Origin of the sequence: Microbacterium sp. EST19A, from assembly GCF_019969685.1 — a bacterium.
Lineage (GTDB): Bacteria > Actinomycetota > Actinomycetes > Actinomycetales > Microbacteriaceae > Microbacterium.
Genome location: NZ_JAHXYZ010000002.1, coordinates 109,144 through 124,479 on the forward strand (window position 1 = coordinate 109,144; position 15,336 = coordinate 124,479).

Genomic DNA, 15,336 nt, shown 5'->3' on the forward strand with positions numbered 1-15,336 from the left:
GATGGATGTTCTCGGTTCACGCATCGTCATCGCCGCCTTCGACGGCTGGAACGACGCAGGCGAAGCAGCCAGTGGCGCCGTCGAGGCGCTGCGTTCATCGTCCGAGTACGACCTCGTGCACTCCGTCGATCCCGAGCTGTACTTCGACTACCAGTACACGCGCCCGTCGACGCAGATGGACGCCGAGGGCCGGCGTCAGCTCAAGTGGCCGGAGGCAGGCCTCTGGCGTCCGCGCGATCCCGGTCCCGGCCCGGAGTTCTGGCTGCTCACCGGCGTGGAGCCCGCCCGCACCTGGCAGTCGTTCGCCTCGGAGTTCATCGACATCGCGCTGCGCGATGACATCACCGGGCTCGTCACGATGGGCGCCATGCTGGCCGATGTGCCGCACACCCGACCCATCTCGATCTTCGCGTCGAGTCAGAACGAGCAGGTGCGCGAGGCGCACGGACTGGAACGGTCGCTGTACGAGGGGCCGGTCGGCATCCTCAGCGTGTTCGAGCACTTCGCCGAGAGCGCCGGCATCCCGACCGCCGGTCTCTGGGCGAGCGTGCCGCACTACGTCGCTTCCGCGACGCCCTCCCCCAAGGTCACGCTCGCTCTCCTCGATCGCCTCGAGGAGCTCACCGGTGTGGATGTCGACCGCAGCCACCTGCGCACCGAGGCGGCCGCATGGGAGGCGTCGATCGACGCCGCGGCATCCGAAGACGAGGACATGGCGGAGTACATCCGCCAGCTCGAGCGCACCCGCGACACGTGGGACTCCCCCGAGGCGTCAGGAGACGCGATCGCGCAGGCGTTCGAACGCTACCTGCGACGCCGGGGCGACGCACCCGGCGACCACAAGCGCTGACGCGGCTCAGGCGGCGATGACGCCCGTGCCGAGCAGGATCAGCAGCGCCGTGCCGAGCAGGATCCGGTAGATCACGAACGGCAGGAAGCTGCGCTTCGAGATGAAGTTCATGAAGAACGCGATGACTCCGAGCGCCACGACGAACGCGATGCCCGTCGCCGCCAGTGTGTCGCCGAAGGAGAAGAACGAGGGCTCTCCCCAGCTCTTGAACACCTGGTAGAAGCCGCTGCCGAAGACCGCGGGGATGGCCAGCAGGAAGGCGTAGCGGGCTGCGGCGGCGCGCTCGTAGCCGAGGAAGAGCCCCATCGTGATGGTGCCGCCGGAGCGGGACACGCCGGGGATGAGCGCGAGCGCCTGGGCGAAACCGAACGCGATGCCGTGCGGGTAGGTGAGGTCGCCGAGCTTGCGGCGCTTCGCACCCACGTGGTCGGCGATGCCGAGCAGGATGCCGAAGACGATGAGCATCACCGCGACGATCCAGAGCGACCGGAACACGGTCTCGATCTGGTCCTGGAAGAACAGCCCGAGCAGCACGATCGGGACGCTGCCGATGATGATCATCCAGCCCATCCGGGCGTCCGGATCGCTGCGCGGCACACGGCCGGCGAGCGACCGGAACCACTGCGAGATGATGCGCACGATGTCACGCCAGAAGAAGACCACCACAGCGGCCTCGGTACCGATCTGCGTGATCGCCGTGAAGGCCGCTCCCGGATCCTCGCCCGACGGGAGGAACGTGCCGATGATGCGCAGGTGTGCGCTCGAGGAGATGGGCAGGAACTCGGTGAGTCCCTGGACGATGCCGAGGATGAGGGCTTCGAGCAGGTGCATGGAGGGCCTTCTGGTGAGATGAGGGCACGGAGGCGGGCGGGCTGCGGTCAGTAGGTGCGCAGCAGATCGGCCAGCACCCGCTGGCCGAAGACAAGCGATTCTACGGGCACGCGCTCGTCGACTCCGTGGAACATGCCTGTGAAGTCGAGGTCGGCAGGCAGCTTCAGAGGTGCGAAGCCGTAGCCGGTGATACCGAGGAAGGCGAGCGCCTTGTTATCGGTGCCGGCGCCCAGCAGGTACGGGATGACAGGGACGCCCGGGTCATGGCGGCCGATGCTCGCGACCATGGCCTCGACGAGCTCTCCTTCGAACGGCGTCTCCATGCCGATGTCGCGCACGACCGTCTCGATCGCGATGTCGTCGCCGACGATCTGCTGGAGTTCGGCGAGCACGTCGTCCTCGGTGCCCGGGATGACGCGCACATCGATCAGTGCTTCGGCGCGCTCCGGGATGACGTTGTGCTTGTAGCCGGCGGCCAGCGCGGTCGGGTTGGTCGTGGTGCGGAACGAGGAACGCAGGAACGCCTCGGCCGGCCCCGCGGCGGCGGCGAGAGCATCGGGGTCGTCCGCGCTCCGGCCGGTCAGGCTGCTGAGACCTTCGAGGAGAGCCTCGGTGGTGGGCGTCAGCCGGATCGGCCAACGCGTGCGTCCGATGGCGGCGACCGCCTCGGCGAGCTTCGTCACGGCGTTGTCGTCGTGCAGACGGCTGCCGTGACCCGCGCGCCCCTTCGCCACCAGGCGGATCCAGATCAGGGCCTTCTCGCCCACCTGCAGCAGGTACGCGCGCCGGTCGTCGACGGTGATGGAGTAGCCGCCGACCTCGCTGATGGCGGCCGTGGCGCCCTCGAACCACTCCGGGTGGTTCTGCACGACCAGCGCGGAACCCTCCACGCCACCGTTCTCCTCGTCGGCGAAGAACGCCAGGACCAGGTCGCGCTCGGGTTGCTCCCCCGCGCGCAGGATGTCGGCGACGGCCGTCAGGATCATCGCGTTCATGTTCTTCATGTCGACGGCACCGCGGCCCCACAGCATGCCGTCCTGCACGAGGCCGGCGAACGGGTCGACGCTCCAGTCCTCCGCCATGGCCGGGACGACGTCCAGATGGCCGTGCACGACGACGGCGGGCTTGCTGCTGTCACGACCCCGCACTCGCGCCATCACGTTCGTGCGACGTGGGATCGGCTCGTAGTACTCGACCTCGAGTCCGAGGCCCTCGAGGTAGGCGCCGACGTACTCCGCAGCCTCCCGCTCGCCCTTGGCGTTGCCGCCGCCGAAGTTCGACGTGTCGAACCGGATCAGGTCGCTCGCGATGCGGACGACCTCGGGCAGGGAGGGATCGGTCATGCCTCCAGGCTACCGAAGCGGCGAGCCACGCCCGGGCGTCGCGCTCGGTTCGAAGCGCGCTGGATTACGTGCTAATCTCATTCTTCGGTCGGCAACGATCATCCAACACCTGCGCGGGTGGCGGAATGGTAGACGCGCTACGTTGAGGTCGTAGTGCCCGTAAGGGCGTGGGGGTTCAAGTCCCCCTCCGCGCACAGGAAACAAGAAGGCCCCTGATCTCCGGATCAGGGGCCTTCTTCGTCGTTCGAGCGCGTGCCCGCAGGGCATCAGGCCACGCCGACACCGAACAGGAGCCCGAGCACGTATGTCACCGCGGCCGCGCCGAAGCCGATCGCCAGCTGGCGCAGTGCGCGGCGGAGCGGCGGGCCACCGGAGAGCACGCCGACCATCGCGCCCGTGCTCAGCAGGGCGATGCCGACCAGCACGAGAGCGAGCACCACGGCGGCGATGCCCTGGAGTCCGAAGATCCACGGGAGAACCGGCACGATCGCGCCGGAGGCGAAGAGGAGGAAGCTCGAGATCGCGGCCGTCCAGTCGCTGCCGACGATGTCGTGGTCGCCGCCCTGCACGTTCACGGGTCCGGTCGCGGCACGACGCGCACCGGCCTTGGCGGCCTCGACGATGCGGTGGGCGCGCGTGAGGGCCTCTTCCTGCGCCATGCCACGCGCGCGGTAGACGAGGGCGAGCTCGTTCTCATCGATGTCGAGGTCGCCTGCCGCATCCGCCGCATCCTCATTCGCCTCGGTCGCCGCCAGCAGCTCGCGCTGGGAGCGCACCGAGACGAACTCCCCCGCGCCCATCGAGAGAGCGCCGGCGAGCAGACCGGCGATGCCGCTGAACAGCACGAACCCGGAGCTCACTCCGGTCGCGCCGATGCCCAGCACGAGGGCCAGGTTGCTCACCAGGCCGTCATTGGCGCCGAAGACGGCGGCGCGGAACGACCCCGACAGTCGTCGCCGGCCTCGGGCGGCGAGCCCGCGCACCACCTCGTAGTGGATCTTCTCGTCGGCGCGCATCGCGGGAGTGGCGTACTGCTCGGAATCGTAGGGCGAGCGCGCCTCCGCGCTCTGCGCGAGCGCGAGCACGAAGATCGAGCCGAAGCGCCCGGCCATCCAGCCGAGCAGGCGGGAGCGGATGCCGGCACGCGGCAGGCGCTTGGGCTCACCGCCCAGCAGGTCGAGCCAGTGCTGCTCGTGGCGCCGCTCCGCGTCCGCGAGGCGCAACAGGATCTCCTGCTCTTCTCCCCCACGTCGAGCGGCGAGCTTCTGGTAAACCATCCCCTCGGCGCGCTCCTCCACGAGATAGCGCGCCCAGCGGCGGCGGTCAGCGGGTGTCGGTTCGGTGGCGGCAGGCGCTGTCATGGATCCTCCAGATGTCGCGGAGCCCGGTCCGCGGGCAACCGTTCCACGCTAGCCGCGGAGCCGCACGAGAACCGCGCTCAGGCGACGATTGCCAGCATTTCGGGGATCCGAACGCCGCGGTCGGGACGGGACCGTTCGACGTGCTCAGGGACCGGTGATCAGGAGCGGACGCGCTTGCGCAGCACGTCGATGCGCGACTGCAGCTGCGTCACGGTGGCCTGCGCGACCGCCGGTCCTCCGCAGATGCGTCGCAGCTCGGCGTGCACCGCGCCGTGAGGCTCGCCCTTCTGCCGGGCGTAGAGGCCCACGAGGCTGTTCAGCAGCTGACGCTGCTCCTTGAGCGTGCGGTGGAGGGGCGCGGGCAGCGTGGTCGTCTCGGTCGGCCCCGCGGCAGCCTCGCGTGCCTCTCGGAGGCGGGACTGCCGGGTCTGACGCTGCATGAGCAGCTCATGCACGTGCTCGGGCTCGAGGAGTCCCGGGAACCCGATGAACTCCTCCTCTTCCGGTGTGCCGGGCTCGGCGAGCTGCCCGAACTCCTGCCCCTCGAACACCACGCGGTCGAAGTGGGCGACAGACGAGAGCGCCTGGTAGCTGAATTCCTGCTCGAGCGCGTCGGAGGCTTCATCCTCACGGTTCGCGCTCTCGAGCAGAGAGTCGTCGAGGCCGTCTTCATCGTTCGAGTGGCGGTCGAGCGCGTGATCCCGCTCCTTGTCCATCTCGTTCGCGAGGCCCATGAGCACAGGAACCTGCGGCAGGAACACGCTGGCGGCTTCACCGCGGCGTCGGGCCCGCACGAACCGGCCGATGGCCTGCGCGAAGAACAGCGGCGTCGACGACGAGGTGGCGTACACGCCCACGGCGAGGCGTGGCACGTCCACACCCTCGGACACCATCCGCACCGCCACCATCCAGCGCTGCTCGCCGGCGCTGAACTTCTCGATGCGCTCCGATGCGGTGGCATCGTCGGAGAGCACGATCGTGGGCTGCTGCCCGGTGATGCTGTGCAGGATCTTCGCGTAGGCGCGCGCGACCGTCTGATCGTTCGCGAGCACGAGCCCACCGGCATCCGGCACATGATGACGGATCTCGGTGAGGCGACGGTCGGCGGCCGACAGCACCGCCGGCATCCACTCGCCCTCCGGGTCGAGCGCCGTGCGCCAGGCCTGGGACGTGACATCCTTCGTGTTGTCCTGGCCGAGGTGGGTCTCGAGCTCATCGCCCGAGGTCGTGCGCCAGCGCATCTTGCCGGCGTACATGTGGAACAGCACCGGACGCACGACGCCGTCGGCGAGGGCCCGGCCGTATCCGTAGTTGTAGTCGGTGCGCGAGATCCGCGCCCCGGATTCGTCGGGGTGGTATTCGACGAACGGGATCGGTGCAGTGTCGCTGCGGAACGGGGTACCGGACAGCAGCAGCCGCCGCGTGGCCGGCCCGTAGGCGTCGCGGATCGCATCGCCCCAGCTCAGGGCGTCGCCGCCGTGGTGCACCTCGTCGAGGATCACGAGGGTCTTCGCGTCTTCGGTCAGGTGCCGATGCACGGACGACTTCGCCGCGACCTGCGCATACGTGACGACGGCGCCGTGATAGTGGCGCGCCGGCGCCCAATGGCTGTTGCGGAAACGCGGATCGAGGCGGATGTGCACGCGTGCCGCCGCATCGGCCCACTGCGTCTTGAGGTGCTCTGTCGGAGCGACCACGATGATGCGGTTGACCTCGCCCATGCGCATCAGCTCGACCGCGAGCGTCAGCGCGAAAGTCGTCTTGCCTGCGCCCGGCGTCGCGGCGACGAGGAAGTCCCGCTGGTCGGCCTCGAAGTAGGCCTCGAGGGCCTCGTGCTGCCATGCCCGCAGCTTGCTCGCCGTCCCCCAGGGGGCGCGCTGAGGGAAGGAGGGAGAGAGCATCGAGTCAACGATAATCGCTCCCACGGACACCGCAGCGCACTCGCGCCGACGCGCCACGCAGACCTCCCGCGAGACGCCATGCGCGGGTAGGCTCAGTCCTTGCGCTGCGGCCACCGCCGCGTGCATCTGTTCGCGAAGGAGAGCTGGATGACAGACCAGGATTCGACCCGGACCCCCGACCCCGACAACGAGAACGTGCACCCGTGGCGACGATTCGTCGCGATCGGAGACTCCTTCACCGAGGGCATCGGCGACCCCGATCCGGCGGTCCCGGGCAATCACCGAGGGTGGGCCGACCGCGTCGCCGAAGTGCTCGGCGAGCAGGTCGACGACTTCGCCTACGCGAACCTCGCGGTGCGGGGGAAGCTGATCGCGCAGATCGTCGCCGACCAGGTCGAGCCTGCCGTGGCGCTGCGACCGGATCTGGTGTCGATCTGCGCGGGCGGCAACGACGTGATCCGACCGGGAACCGATCCGGATGCGATCGCCGTGCAGCTGGAGGATGCCGTCGCACGGCTGGCGTCCACCGGCGCGACCGTGATCCTCTTCACGGGCATCGACACCGGCTTCACCCCGGTGTTCCGTGCCTTCCGCGGCAAGGTCGCCATCTACAACGAGAACGTGCGCGCGATCGCCGACCGGCACGACTGCATCGTCGCCGATCAGTGGGCGTTGAAGGTCGTGCAGGACACGCGCTTCTTCGACGCCGACCGGCTGCACTACAACACGCTCGGCCACCACGAGGTCGCCCGCATGGTGCTGCGCGCCCTGAACGTGCCGAACGACCTGGAGGCGATGCAGCCCGAACCGATCCCGCTGCGGACCTGGCGCGAGGCACGATCCGAGGACCTCGGGTGGGCGCGCGAGCACTTCGTCCCCTGGGTTCTGCGCCGGCTGCGGCACCAGTCCTCCGGTGATCACGTCGTCGCGAAGCGACCGGAGCCCTCCCGGATGATCCGGCTCGAGCAGGACTGAACCCGGTCGGTCCTCAGCGCTGCAGCGCCCAGAGCGCGACGGCGGCGGCCGACGCCACGTTGAGCGAGTCCACTCCCCCGCTCATCGGGATCGTGACCACGTGATCGGCGCCCTCGAGCGCGGTGCGGGACAGCCCGTCGCCTTCCGAGCCCATCACGAGCGCGACCCGTTCCGGGCGGTCGGCGACATAGGCGTCGAGCGTCACGGCATCGTCGCGCAACGCGAGCGCCGCGATGTCGAAGTCTGCGGTGTGAAGGTCGGCCACGGCGGCGTCCCAGTCCGTGATCCGCGTCCACGGCACCTGGAACACGGTGCCCATGCTCACGCGCACGCTGCGGCGGTACAGCGGGTCGGCTCCGCCGGGCGAGACCAGCACGGCGTCGGCACCGAGGCCGGCCGCTGCACGGAAGGCGGCGCCCACGTTCGTGTGATCGCCGATGTTCTCGAGGATCAGAACGACACGGGCGCCCTCGAGCACCTCGCGAACCGTCGGCAGCTCAGGCCGGTGCATCGACGCGATCGTTCCGCGGTGCACGGCGAAGCCCGTCACGGCCTCGGCGACCTCGTCGGGGACGACGTAGACCGGCACGTCGAGATCGCCGAGGATCCCGCGGATCTCTTCGACCCGCTTCTGCTGCAGCAGCACGGAGCGCGGACGGTGACCGGCGGCGACCGCACGGGCGATCACCTTCGTCGACTCGGCGATGTACAGGCCACCCGTCGGATCGCTCACCGTGCGCAGAGCGGTGTCGGTGAGTCCGCGATAGTCGTCCAGCCGGGGGTCTGCGGCGTCGGCCACGGAGAAGAGTTCCACGAAGCCACTCTGCCACCCGGCGGGCGACGCCCGGCACGACCCACCCCCGCGGCACGTCGTAGACTCGCTCGGGGAGGTCCTGTGAGCGCATCGAGCACTGCCGAGCTGTCGGCCACCCTCGCCCAGGCGGCAGGGCTGCTTCGTGGCAGGCGGATCGCGCTCCTGACCGGCGCGGGAATCTCGACCGATTCCGGCATCCCCGCGTATCGCGGTGAGGGCGCCAGGACCCGCAGCGATCCGATGACGATCCAGACCTACCTCGGCGACGAGGCCGCCCGGCGTCGCTATTGGGTCGGCGGACACCTGGGATGGCGCGCGTTCGCGCGAGCCGACCCCAATCCCGGCCACGTCGCCCTGGCCGAGATGGAGGCCGCCGGTGCGGTCTCGGGCGTCATCACACAGAACGTGGACGGCCTGCACCTCCGCGCGGGCAGCTCGCACGTCATCGAGGTGCACGGCACGATGCGTCGCGTCCTCTGTCTGCACTGCGGCCAGGTGTTCGACCGCCGCGACGTCGCGGTGCAGATCGAGGAGCTCAACCCCTGGATCACCGTGCCCGAGAATGTGGCGCTCAATCCCGACGGCGATGTGCTGCCGGAGAGCACCGAGGGTTTCCTCATCCCGACCTGCACGGTGTGCGGCGGGATGCTGAAGCCCGACGTCGTGTTCTTCGGCGAGTACGTGCCGCAGGATCGCTTCCGTGCCGCGGAGTCGCTGCTGCGCTCCAGCTCGGCACTCATCGTCGCCGGCTCCTCGCTCGTGGTGAACTCGGGAGTCCGTCTCGTCGAGCGCGCCCGTCGTCGCAGCATCCCGCTGATCATCGTCAACCGTGAGCCGACCCGCGCCGACGCCTGGGCCGATCTCACGATCTCCGCCGGCACGAGCGACGTGCTGCCCGCCCTTCAGGAACTCCTCTCGTGACCTTCATCACCCTCATCCGCCACGGACAGACCGACTGGAACCTCGCCCGTCGCATCCAGGGCTCCACCGACATCCCGCTGAACGAGAAGGGCCGGGCCGACGCTCATCGGGCGGCCACGCATCTCGCGGAGACGCCGCACGACGCGATCTACTCGAGCCCGCTGCTCCGGGCGAAGGAGACTGCCGAGATCATCGCCGCCGATCTCGGGCTGGAACTCGCCGGGGTCGTACCCGACGTGCGTGAGCGCGAGTTCGGCGAGGGTGAGGGGATGCTGGTCTCCGACTACATCTCGACGTACGGCGACTGGCATGCCGAGGTTCCCGGCGCCGAGTCCCTCCACGATGTGGGCGTGCGGGCCATCGCGGCACTGCATGCGATCGCCCGCGATTCACGACGCCGGACGGCACCTCGCGCCGAGTCCGTGATCGTGGTCGCGCATGGCGGTGTGATCCGCTCGGTGATCGACCTGGTCTCGGGCGGCACGCTCCCCCGCGACGGCGAGGTCATCGCCAACGGCTCCGCTCACCGGTTCGAGGCCTCCCCGGGGTCGCTGCGACTGCTCGAGGAGACCCTGGTCCTCTGAGCAGGTGCTCCGCTGACGGCGAACCACCACTGTGACCTCGACGTCGGAGGAATATCGTCGAGAGCATGACCCGCGATGCCCTCGCCGATTGGCTGAACCGCACCGCGCCGCCCTTTCCGGACACCGCTCCGGAAGACGTCCCCGACTCCTCGCTCGAACCTCTGCTCGACATGATCGGATCGTCGCGCGTCGTGGCACTGGGCGAGTCGATGCACCGAACTCACGAGTTCCTGGCGTGGAGACAGCGTCTCCTCCGCTTCCTCGTCGAACGCGCCGGGTTCACCGCTCTGGCGATCGAGAGCGGCTTTCCCGAGGCGGAACGGGTCGATCGATGGGTCGTCGCGGGCGAGGGAGGACTCCGACCGGCGCTCGATGAGGGGATCACGTACCACTTCGGGAAGTGCCAGGAGGCGCTCGACCTCGCGGTGTGGATGCGCGAGCGCAGCGTCACCTCCGGCTCCCCCGTGCGCTTCTACGGCGTCGACATTCCCGACTCCGCCGCATCAGCACTCCCTGCGGTGACCGCTGCGGTCGACTTCCTCGCCGTCGCCGATCCCGAATACGCCGAGCATGTGCGTCGGACCGTCATCGATGCTCACGATCACCTTCCGTCCGACAGGTCGGGTCTCGCTCGCGCCGCCCCCGCGATCCAGTCCTATCTGGCGCTGGATGACGCGCGCCGCCAGGCGATCACCGCCGGGACAGCCGGACTCGTCGAACGGATCCGTGCGCGTCGGACGGACTATCGGGCGAACGGCCTCGCCGCGGATGCCATCGACCGCGCGGTGCGGACGGCGGAGGTCGCGCGCGGTGCCGACGCATTTCTCGCCGCCATGGTCGAGGGCCCGACACGCACCTGGCCCGCAGCCAACATCCGGGACTCGACAATGGCCGACACGGTGGAGTGGATTCTCGAGCGCGAGGAACGACTCCTCCTGTTCGCGGCCAACGGGCACGTCCGGAAGACGCCCTATCTGGCCCCGCCGTTCGTCACCGAGCCGCTCGCGACGGTCGGGACGCATCTGAGCGCCCGGCTGGGTGCGGACTACACGGTGATCGGAACCACGTTCGGCGGCGGGGAGGCGTGGCTCCACCGCCCGGGTCCCGACGATCCGCCCGGGCACTCGACGCCCTTCACCGCAGAGATCGGCACCCTTCGCCCGGACAGCCTGGATCGACACCTGGCCGAGGCCGGACGCGGCACACGTCTGATCGACCTGAGATCAGCGCCCGCAGAGGTCGCGGCATCGCTCGACGGCGTGCACGGGACCCACAACGGCACCGAACTCGAGGTCGCGGACGTCCGCGCGTCCTTCGACCTGATCCTGCATGTCGATCGCGTGTCGCCGTGGCACACCTGGATCGACGCCCACGGGCACTGGGAGACGGCGGAACCCGTCAGTTGACCCGGGCCACCACCGACCGCGCGTGCCGCAGCACCGGCTCGTCGACCATCCGCCCATCGAATCGGAAGACCCCGCGTTCGCTCTCCGCAGCGTGGAGGACCGCTCGCGCCCACTCGACCGTCGCCTCATCCGGCAGATAGGCCGCGCGGATGACGGCGACCTGGTTCGGGTGGATGCAGGCGGTGGCGCGGAAGCCGGACGCCGCGGCATCCGTCGCCTCTTCTTCGAGACCTTCGAGGTCGCCGAGGTCGATGTGCACGGCGTCGATCGCCGCCTTGCCGTGCGCGCCGGATTCCAGCAGCACCCGCGAGCGGGCGTAGCGGGCGATCTCGCGGTAGGCGCCGCCGGTCGTGCGGGAAGAGGTGCCGCCGAGCGAAGCCACGAGGTCCTCCGCGCCCCACATCATGGCGACGACGAGCGGATGCGCGGCGATCTCGGGCGCCGCGTGCACCCCGCGAGCCGTCTCGCACAACGCGATGAGCGAGAACCGGTCGTCGAACTCCGAAAGACCGTCGGCGCTCTCGGTCTTCGCCACCATCACCGTGCGGAACGGCGTCTGCTCGAGAGCGTCGAGGTCTGAAGCGAAGTGCTCGCTGCTCGGCGTGTTCACCCGCACGATCACGCGTTCGGGATCGATGTCGGCCGCGATGAGGTTGACTCGCGCTGCGGCTTTGGCGTCGGGCAGCACGGCGTCCTCGAGGTCGAGGATAACCGCGTCTGCCCTCTCCAGCGCCGTACGGAAGCGCTCCGGGCGGTCGGCCGGGCAGAACAGCAACGCGGGACCGAGGTCGAACGCGGTCATACGGAGACCTCCGGAAGACAGTGCACGAGCACGCTCCTCGTCGCGGTGGCGACGACCGTGCCGTCCTGATTGCGGCCGGTGTGCGCGATCTGCACGATTCCCTGGCCGGGCCGAGACGACGACAGCCGCTTCTCGACGATGACGCTCTCGGTGTAGAGCGTGTCGCCGGCGAACAGCGGATGCGGGAACGCGATGTCGCCGAAACCGAGCTGCGCCACGAGCGTGCCCTGCGTCAGCTGCGCCACCGACGACCCCACCATGGTCGACAGCGTCCACATCGAGTTCATCAGCCGAGCATGGAACGGCGCCTGCGCATCGGCGAACGCCGCGTCGAGGTGCAGCGCCTGCGTGTTCATGGTCAGCGTCGTGAACAGCACGTTGTCGGCCTCGGTCGCGGTGCGACCCGGTCGGTGGAGATAGCGGGCGTCTGCCACGAACTCCTCGTAGTAGAGCCCCCGCTGGATGATGTCCTGGGTACCCATGCCGCTCACGCTACCCGGCGAGACCGAGCCCGCGCGCGATCACCAGGAGCTGCACCTCGGTGGTGCCCTCGCCGATCTCGAGGATCTTCGAATCGCGGTAGTGCCGCGCGACCGGGAACTCGTTCATGAAGCCGTTGCCGCCGAAGATCTGGGTCGCGTCCCTGGCGTTGTCCATCGCGGCCTCGCCGGCGACGAGCTTCGCGATCGCGGCTGCCTCGGCGAAAGGCTTGTCGGCATCGCGCAGTCGTGCCGCGTGATGCCAGGCGAGTCGCGCCGTGTGCACCCGCGCCCGCATGCGCGCCAGGGTGAACTGGGCGTTCTGGCGGGAGCTCAGGGCACTGCCGAAGATCGTGCGGCTCTTCGCGTAGTCCACCGCGGCTTCCAGGCACCCTTCCGCCGCACCCGTGGAGAGCGCGGCGATCGCGATGCGTCCCTCGTCGAGGATGCTGAGGAAGTTCTTGAATCCGCGTCCGCGCTCTCCCACCAGGTTCGATGCGGGAACGCGCGCACCCTGGAAGCTCAGCGGATGCGTGTCGGATGCGTTCCAGCCGACCTTGTCGTAGGGCGGCTCGACGGTGAATCCCGGCGTGCCGTTGGGAACGATGATCGTCGAGATCTCCTTGCGGCCGTTCTCGACGCCGGTGACCGCGGTCACGGTCACGAACCGCGTGATCGGGGTGCCGGAGTTGGTGATGAACTGCTTGGAGCCGTCGATCACCCACTCGTCGCCTTCGAGCCGCGCGGTGGTGCGCGTCGCACCGGCATCGCTGCCCGCCTCGGGCTCGGTGAGACCGAATCCCGCGAGAGCGCGGCCCGCGAGGAGGTCGGGAAGCAGCTCCTGCCGCTGCTCCTCGGTGCCGAAGCGGAAGATCGGCATGGCACCGAGACTCACGCCCGCCTCGAGCGTGATCGCGATGGACTGGTCGACACGGCCGAGCGCCTCGATCGCGACGCCGAGCGCCATGTAGTCGCCGCCCTGACCGCCGTATTCCTCGGGGAAAGGCAGTCCGAACAGGCCCAGGTCGCCCATCTGCGCCACGACGTCCATCGACAGGGTGTGCGTGCGATCGGCCTCGTACGACTGCGGCGCGACGACGGTCTCGGCGAACTCGCGCACCATGGCGGCGAGCTCGCGCTCCTCCTCGGTCAGGTCTTCCATCATCAGCTCTCTTCTGTCGTCACACGCGCGACCGGCTGGTCGCGTCGAACCTGATCGCCCACGGCGACCAGCAGCTGTACCACGCCGTCGTGCGGCGCGAGCACGGGGTGCTCCATCTTCATCGCCTCGATGGCGATCAGCGGCGTGCCTGCGGAGACGGTCGCGCCGTCCTCCACGTGCACGGCGACGACGCTCCCCGGCATCGGGGCGCGGGCCTCCGGCTCCGTCGCCGCAGCACCGCGATCGTGCGCGGCATGCCGGCGCCGCATCCGCTGACGCCGGTCGAGCGGACGCAGTCGAGCGGTCCTGCCGTCTTCGGATACCCAGATCGCACCATCGGCATCCACAGCGGCACGCGCATTCGTCCGCGTCGCCCCGCCTTCGTCTGCCGGCACCTCGATGATCTGGTCGTCATCGGTGAGCATCGAGAAGGTCTCGCGCTCGATGGGCACCGCGCCGAGGCGCCAGCCTGGGAGCTCCCGCCAGAGTGCGCTCGTGCGGACGGGCTCCGCCGCTCGGGGTGCGACGGCCCGGGCAGCCGTCAGCATCGCCGTCGAAGGCGCTTCCGCGGTCACCGGCAGCAGCGTCTCGATGAGGCCGGTGTCGAGATCGCCGGCGATGACGCGCGCGTCGTTGCACAGCTGGCGCAGGAACGCGATGTTCGTGTCGACGCCGAGCACGATGGTCTTCGACAGCGCCTCGTCGAGGCGCTGGAGTGCCGTCGTGCGATCCTCGGCGAACGCGATGATCTTCGCGATCATGGGGTCGTAGAACCCGGTCACCTCGCTGCCGGTCTCGATCGCCGCGTCCACGCGCACGCCCGCGGGCGGGTCGAACAGCAGCACGGTTCCGGTCGAGGGGAGGAACCCGCGTTCCGGGGACTCGGCGTATACGCGCGCTTCGACGGCGTGACCACGGAGCGTCGGGGTGACGTCGAGCGGCAGCCCGGCGGCGGCCCGCAACTGCAGCGCGACGAGATCCAGACCCGTCACCTCCTCGGTGACCGGATGCTCGACCTGCAGCCGCGTGTTCATCTCGATGAAGAAGACGTCTTCCGGCGAATCCGCGTCGACCAGGAACTCCACGGTCCCGGCGCCGACATACGCGACGCTCTCCCCCGCCTGGACGGCTGCAGCGAGCAGACGTTCGCGCGTCTCTTCCGGGATCCCTGCGGACGGCGCCTCTTCGATCACCTTCTGGTGCCGCCGCTGGAGGGTGCACTCGCGTTCGCCCAGCGCGACGACGGTGCCGTGGGCATCACCGAAGACCTGCACCTCGATGTGCCGCGGGCGCCGGATCAGGCGCTCGAGGATGAGGGAGTCGTCGCCGAAGGCCGCAGCTGCGACCCGACGCGCCGACGCCAGCGCGCCGGTGAGACCGGCGGCATCCGACACGACCTCCATGCCCTTCCCTCCGCCACCCGCGCTCGGCTTGACCAGCAGGGGGAACCCGACGCGCGCCGCTTCTTCCGCGATCTCGGCGTCGGACAGACCGCGGGCGTCGAACCCGGGCACCACGGGCACGCCGTAGCGCATCACATGATCGCGCGCCCGTGCTTTGTCACCCATGATCTGCAGCGCCTCGACGGACGGGCCGATGAACACGATCCCGCTCTCGGCGCATGCTTCGGCGAGGCCGACGCTCTCGGAGAGGAACCCGTAGCCGGGATGGATCGCCTGCGCGCCCGAGGTGCGCGCGGCGGCGATCACCGCGTCGATGTCGAGGTACGACTCGGCGGCCGGAGCCGGACCGATGCGCACGGCGTCGTCGGCTTCGCGCACATGGGGCGCTTCGGCGTCGGCGTCGCTGTACACGGCGACGCTGCGGATGCCGAGTTCGCGCAGGGTCCGGATCACGCGTCGGGCGATCTCCCCGCGGTTCGCGACGAGGACGGTGTCGTAGTACAT

The 15,336-nt window shown here is 69.6% G+C and carries 14 protein-coding genes and 1 tRNA gene; 6 read left to right on the top strand and 9 right to left on the bottom strand.

Translation table 11 applies throughout. The annotated features are described in order from the left end of the window. Window position 1: 1 nt before the first annotated feature. Window positions 2–850 (top strand): PAC2 family protein, encoded by an 849-nt coding sequence (locus tag LC452_RS10485; protein ID WP_223627625.1) that lies wholly within the window; start codon window positions 2–4, stop codon window positions 848–850. A gap of 6 nt (window positions 851–856) precedes the next feature. Here the strand turns inward: LC452_RS10485 and LC452_RS10490 are convergent, their stop codons facing one another. Next, entirely contained in the window at window positions 857–1,681 is an 825-nt protein-coding gene (locus LC452_RS10490) for an undecaprenyl-diphosphate phosphatase (RefSeq protein WP_223624935.1), read from the bottom strand. 47 nt (window positions 1,682–1,728) lie between these two features. Continuing rightward, window positions 1,729–3,024 (bottom strand): M20/M25/M40 family metallo-hydrolase, encoded by a 1,296-nt coding sequence (locus LC452_RS10495; RefSeq protein ID WP_223624937.1) that lies wholly within the window; start codon window positions 3,022–3,024, stop codon window positions 1,729–1,731. A gap of 111 nt (window positions 3,025–3,135) precedes the next feature. Between LC452_RS10495 and LC452_RS10500 the strand changes: the two genes are divergently transcribed. Further along, window positions 3,136–3,218: transfer RNA gene (locus LC452_RS10500), tRNA-Leu, on the top strand. 72 nt (window positions 3,219–3,290) lie between these two features. On the opposite strand, the gene LC452_RS10505 is transcribed toward LC452_RS10500, so the two are convergent. Together LC452_RS10505 and LC452_RS10510 are read right to left on the bottom strand one after the other, a co-directional pair. Further along, window positions 3,291–4,385 carry a VIT1/CCC1 family protein gene (locus LC452_RS10505; protein WP_223624938.1) on the bottom strand — a complete coding sequence of 365 codons (1,095 nt, stop codon included), beginning with the start codon at window positions 4,383–4,385 and terminating at the stop codon, window positions 3,291–3,293. Between the two features lie 158 nt (window positions 4,386–4,543). Then, window positions 4,544–6,286 carry a DEAD/DEAH box helicase gene (locus tag LC452_RS10510; RefSeq protein WP_223624940.1) on the bottom strand — a complete coding sequence of 581 codons (1,743 nt, stop codon included), beginning with the start codon at window positions 6,284–6,286 and terminating at the stop codon, window positions 4,544–4,546. A 147-nt stretch (window positions 6,287–6,433) separates the two neighbouring features. On the opposite strand from LC452_RS10510, the gene LC452_RS10515 reads away from it, so the two are divergent. Further along, complete coding sequence (locus tag LC452_RS10515) at window positions 6,434–7,261, top strand: SGNH/GDSL hydrolase family protein (RefSeq protein ID WP_223624942.1); 828 nt, start codon at window positions 6,434–6,436, stop codon at window positions 7,259–7,261. A 13-nt stretch (window positions 7,262–7,274) separates the two neighbouring features. Here LC452_RS10515 and LC452_RS10520 read toward each other — a convergent pair whose 3' ends face one another. Continuing rightward, entirely contained in the window at window positions 7,275–8,075 is an 801-nt protein-coding gene (locus LC452_RS10520) for an RNA methyltransferase (RefSeq protein WP_223624944.1), read from the bottom strand. Between the two features lie 81 nt (window positions 8,076–8,156). Here LC452_RS10520 and LC452_RS10525 point away from each other — a divergent pair, with 81 nt between their 5' ends. The 3 genes from LC452_RS10525 to LC452_RS10535 all read left to right on the top strand — a co-directional run bounded on the left by LC452_RS10525 (window position 8,157) and on the right by LC452_RS10535 (window position 10,986). Next, window positions 8,157–8,996, top strand: a complete 840-nt coding sequence (locus LC452_RS10525) for a Sir2 family NAD-dependent protein deacetylase (protein WP_223624946.1) — start codon at window positions 8,157–8,159, stop codon at window positions 8,994–8,996. After that, a complete protein-coding gene (locus tag LC452_RS10530) occupies window positions 8,993–9,580 on the top strand; it encodes a histidine phosphatase family protein (protein WP_223624948.1) in 588 nt (195 codons plus the stop codon). Before LC452_RS10525 ends, LC452_RS10530 begins: the two co-directional genes overlap by 4 nt. Before the next feature lie 65 nt (window positions 9,581–9,645). Further along, a complete protein-coding gene (locus tag LC452_RS10535) occupies window positions 9,646–10,986 on the top strand; it encodes an erythromycin esterase family protein (protein WP_223624950.1) in 1,341 nt (446 codons plus the stop codon). Here the strand turns inward: LC452_RS10535 and LC452_RS10540 are convergent. The 4 genes from LC452_RS10540 to LC452_RS10555 are packed head-to-tail and all read right to left on the bottom strand — an operon-like array spanning window position 10,979 to window position 15,336. Then, window positions 10,979–11,788, bottom strand: coding sequence for a CoA ester lyase (locus LC452_RS10540; RefSeq protein ID WP_223624952.1), 810 nt, complete (start codon window positions 11,786–11,788; stop codon window positions 10,979–10,981). The genes LC452_RS10535 and LC452_RS10540 overlap by 8 nt on opposite strands. Then, complete coding sequence (locus LC452_RS10545) at window positions 11,785–12,270, bottom strand: MaoC family dehydratase (RefSeq protein WP_223624955.1); 486 nt, start codon at window positions 12,268–12,270, stop codon at window positions 11,785–11,787. Before LC452_RS10545 ends, LC452_RS10540 begins: the two co-directional genes overlap by 4 nt. Window positions 12,271–12,280: 10 nt before the next feature. Beyond that, window positions 12,281–13,429, bottom strand: a complete 1,149-nt coding sequence (locus LC452_RS10550; protein ID WP_308116485.1) for an acyl-CoA dehydrogenase family protein — start codon at window positions 13,427–13,429, stop codon at window positions 12,281–12,283. Window positions 13,430–13,431: 2 nt separating this feature from the next. Beyond that, complete coding sequence (locus tag LC452_RS10555) at window positions 13,432–15,336, bottom strand: biotin carboxylase N-terminal domain-containing protein (protein WP_223624958.1); 1,905 nt, start codon at window positions 15,334–15,336, stop codon at window positions 13,432–13,434.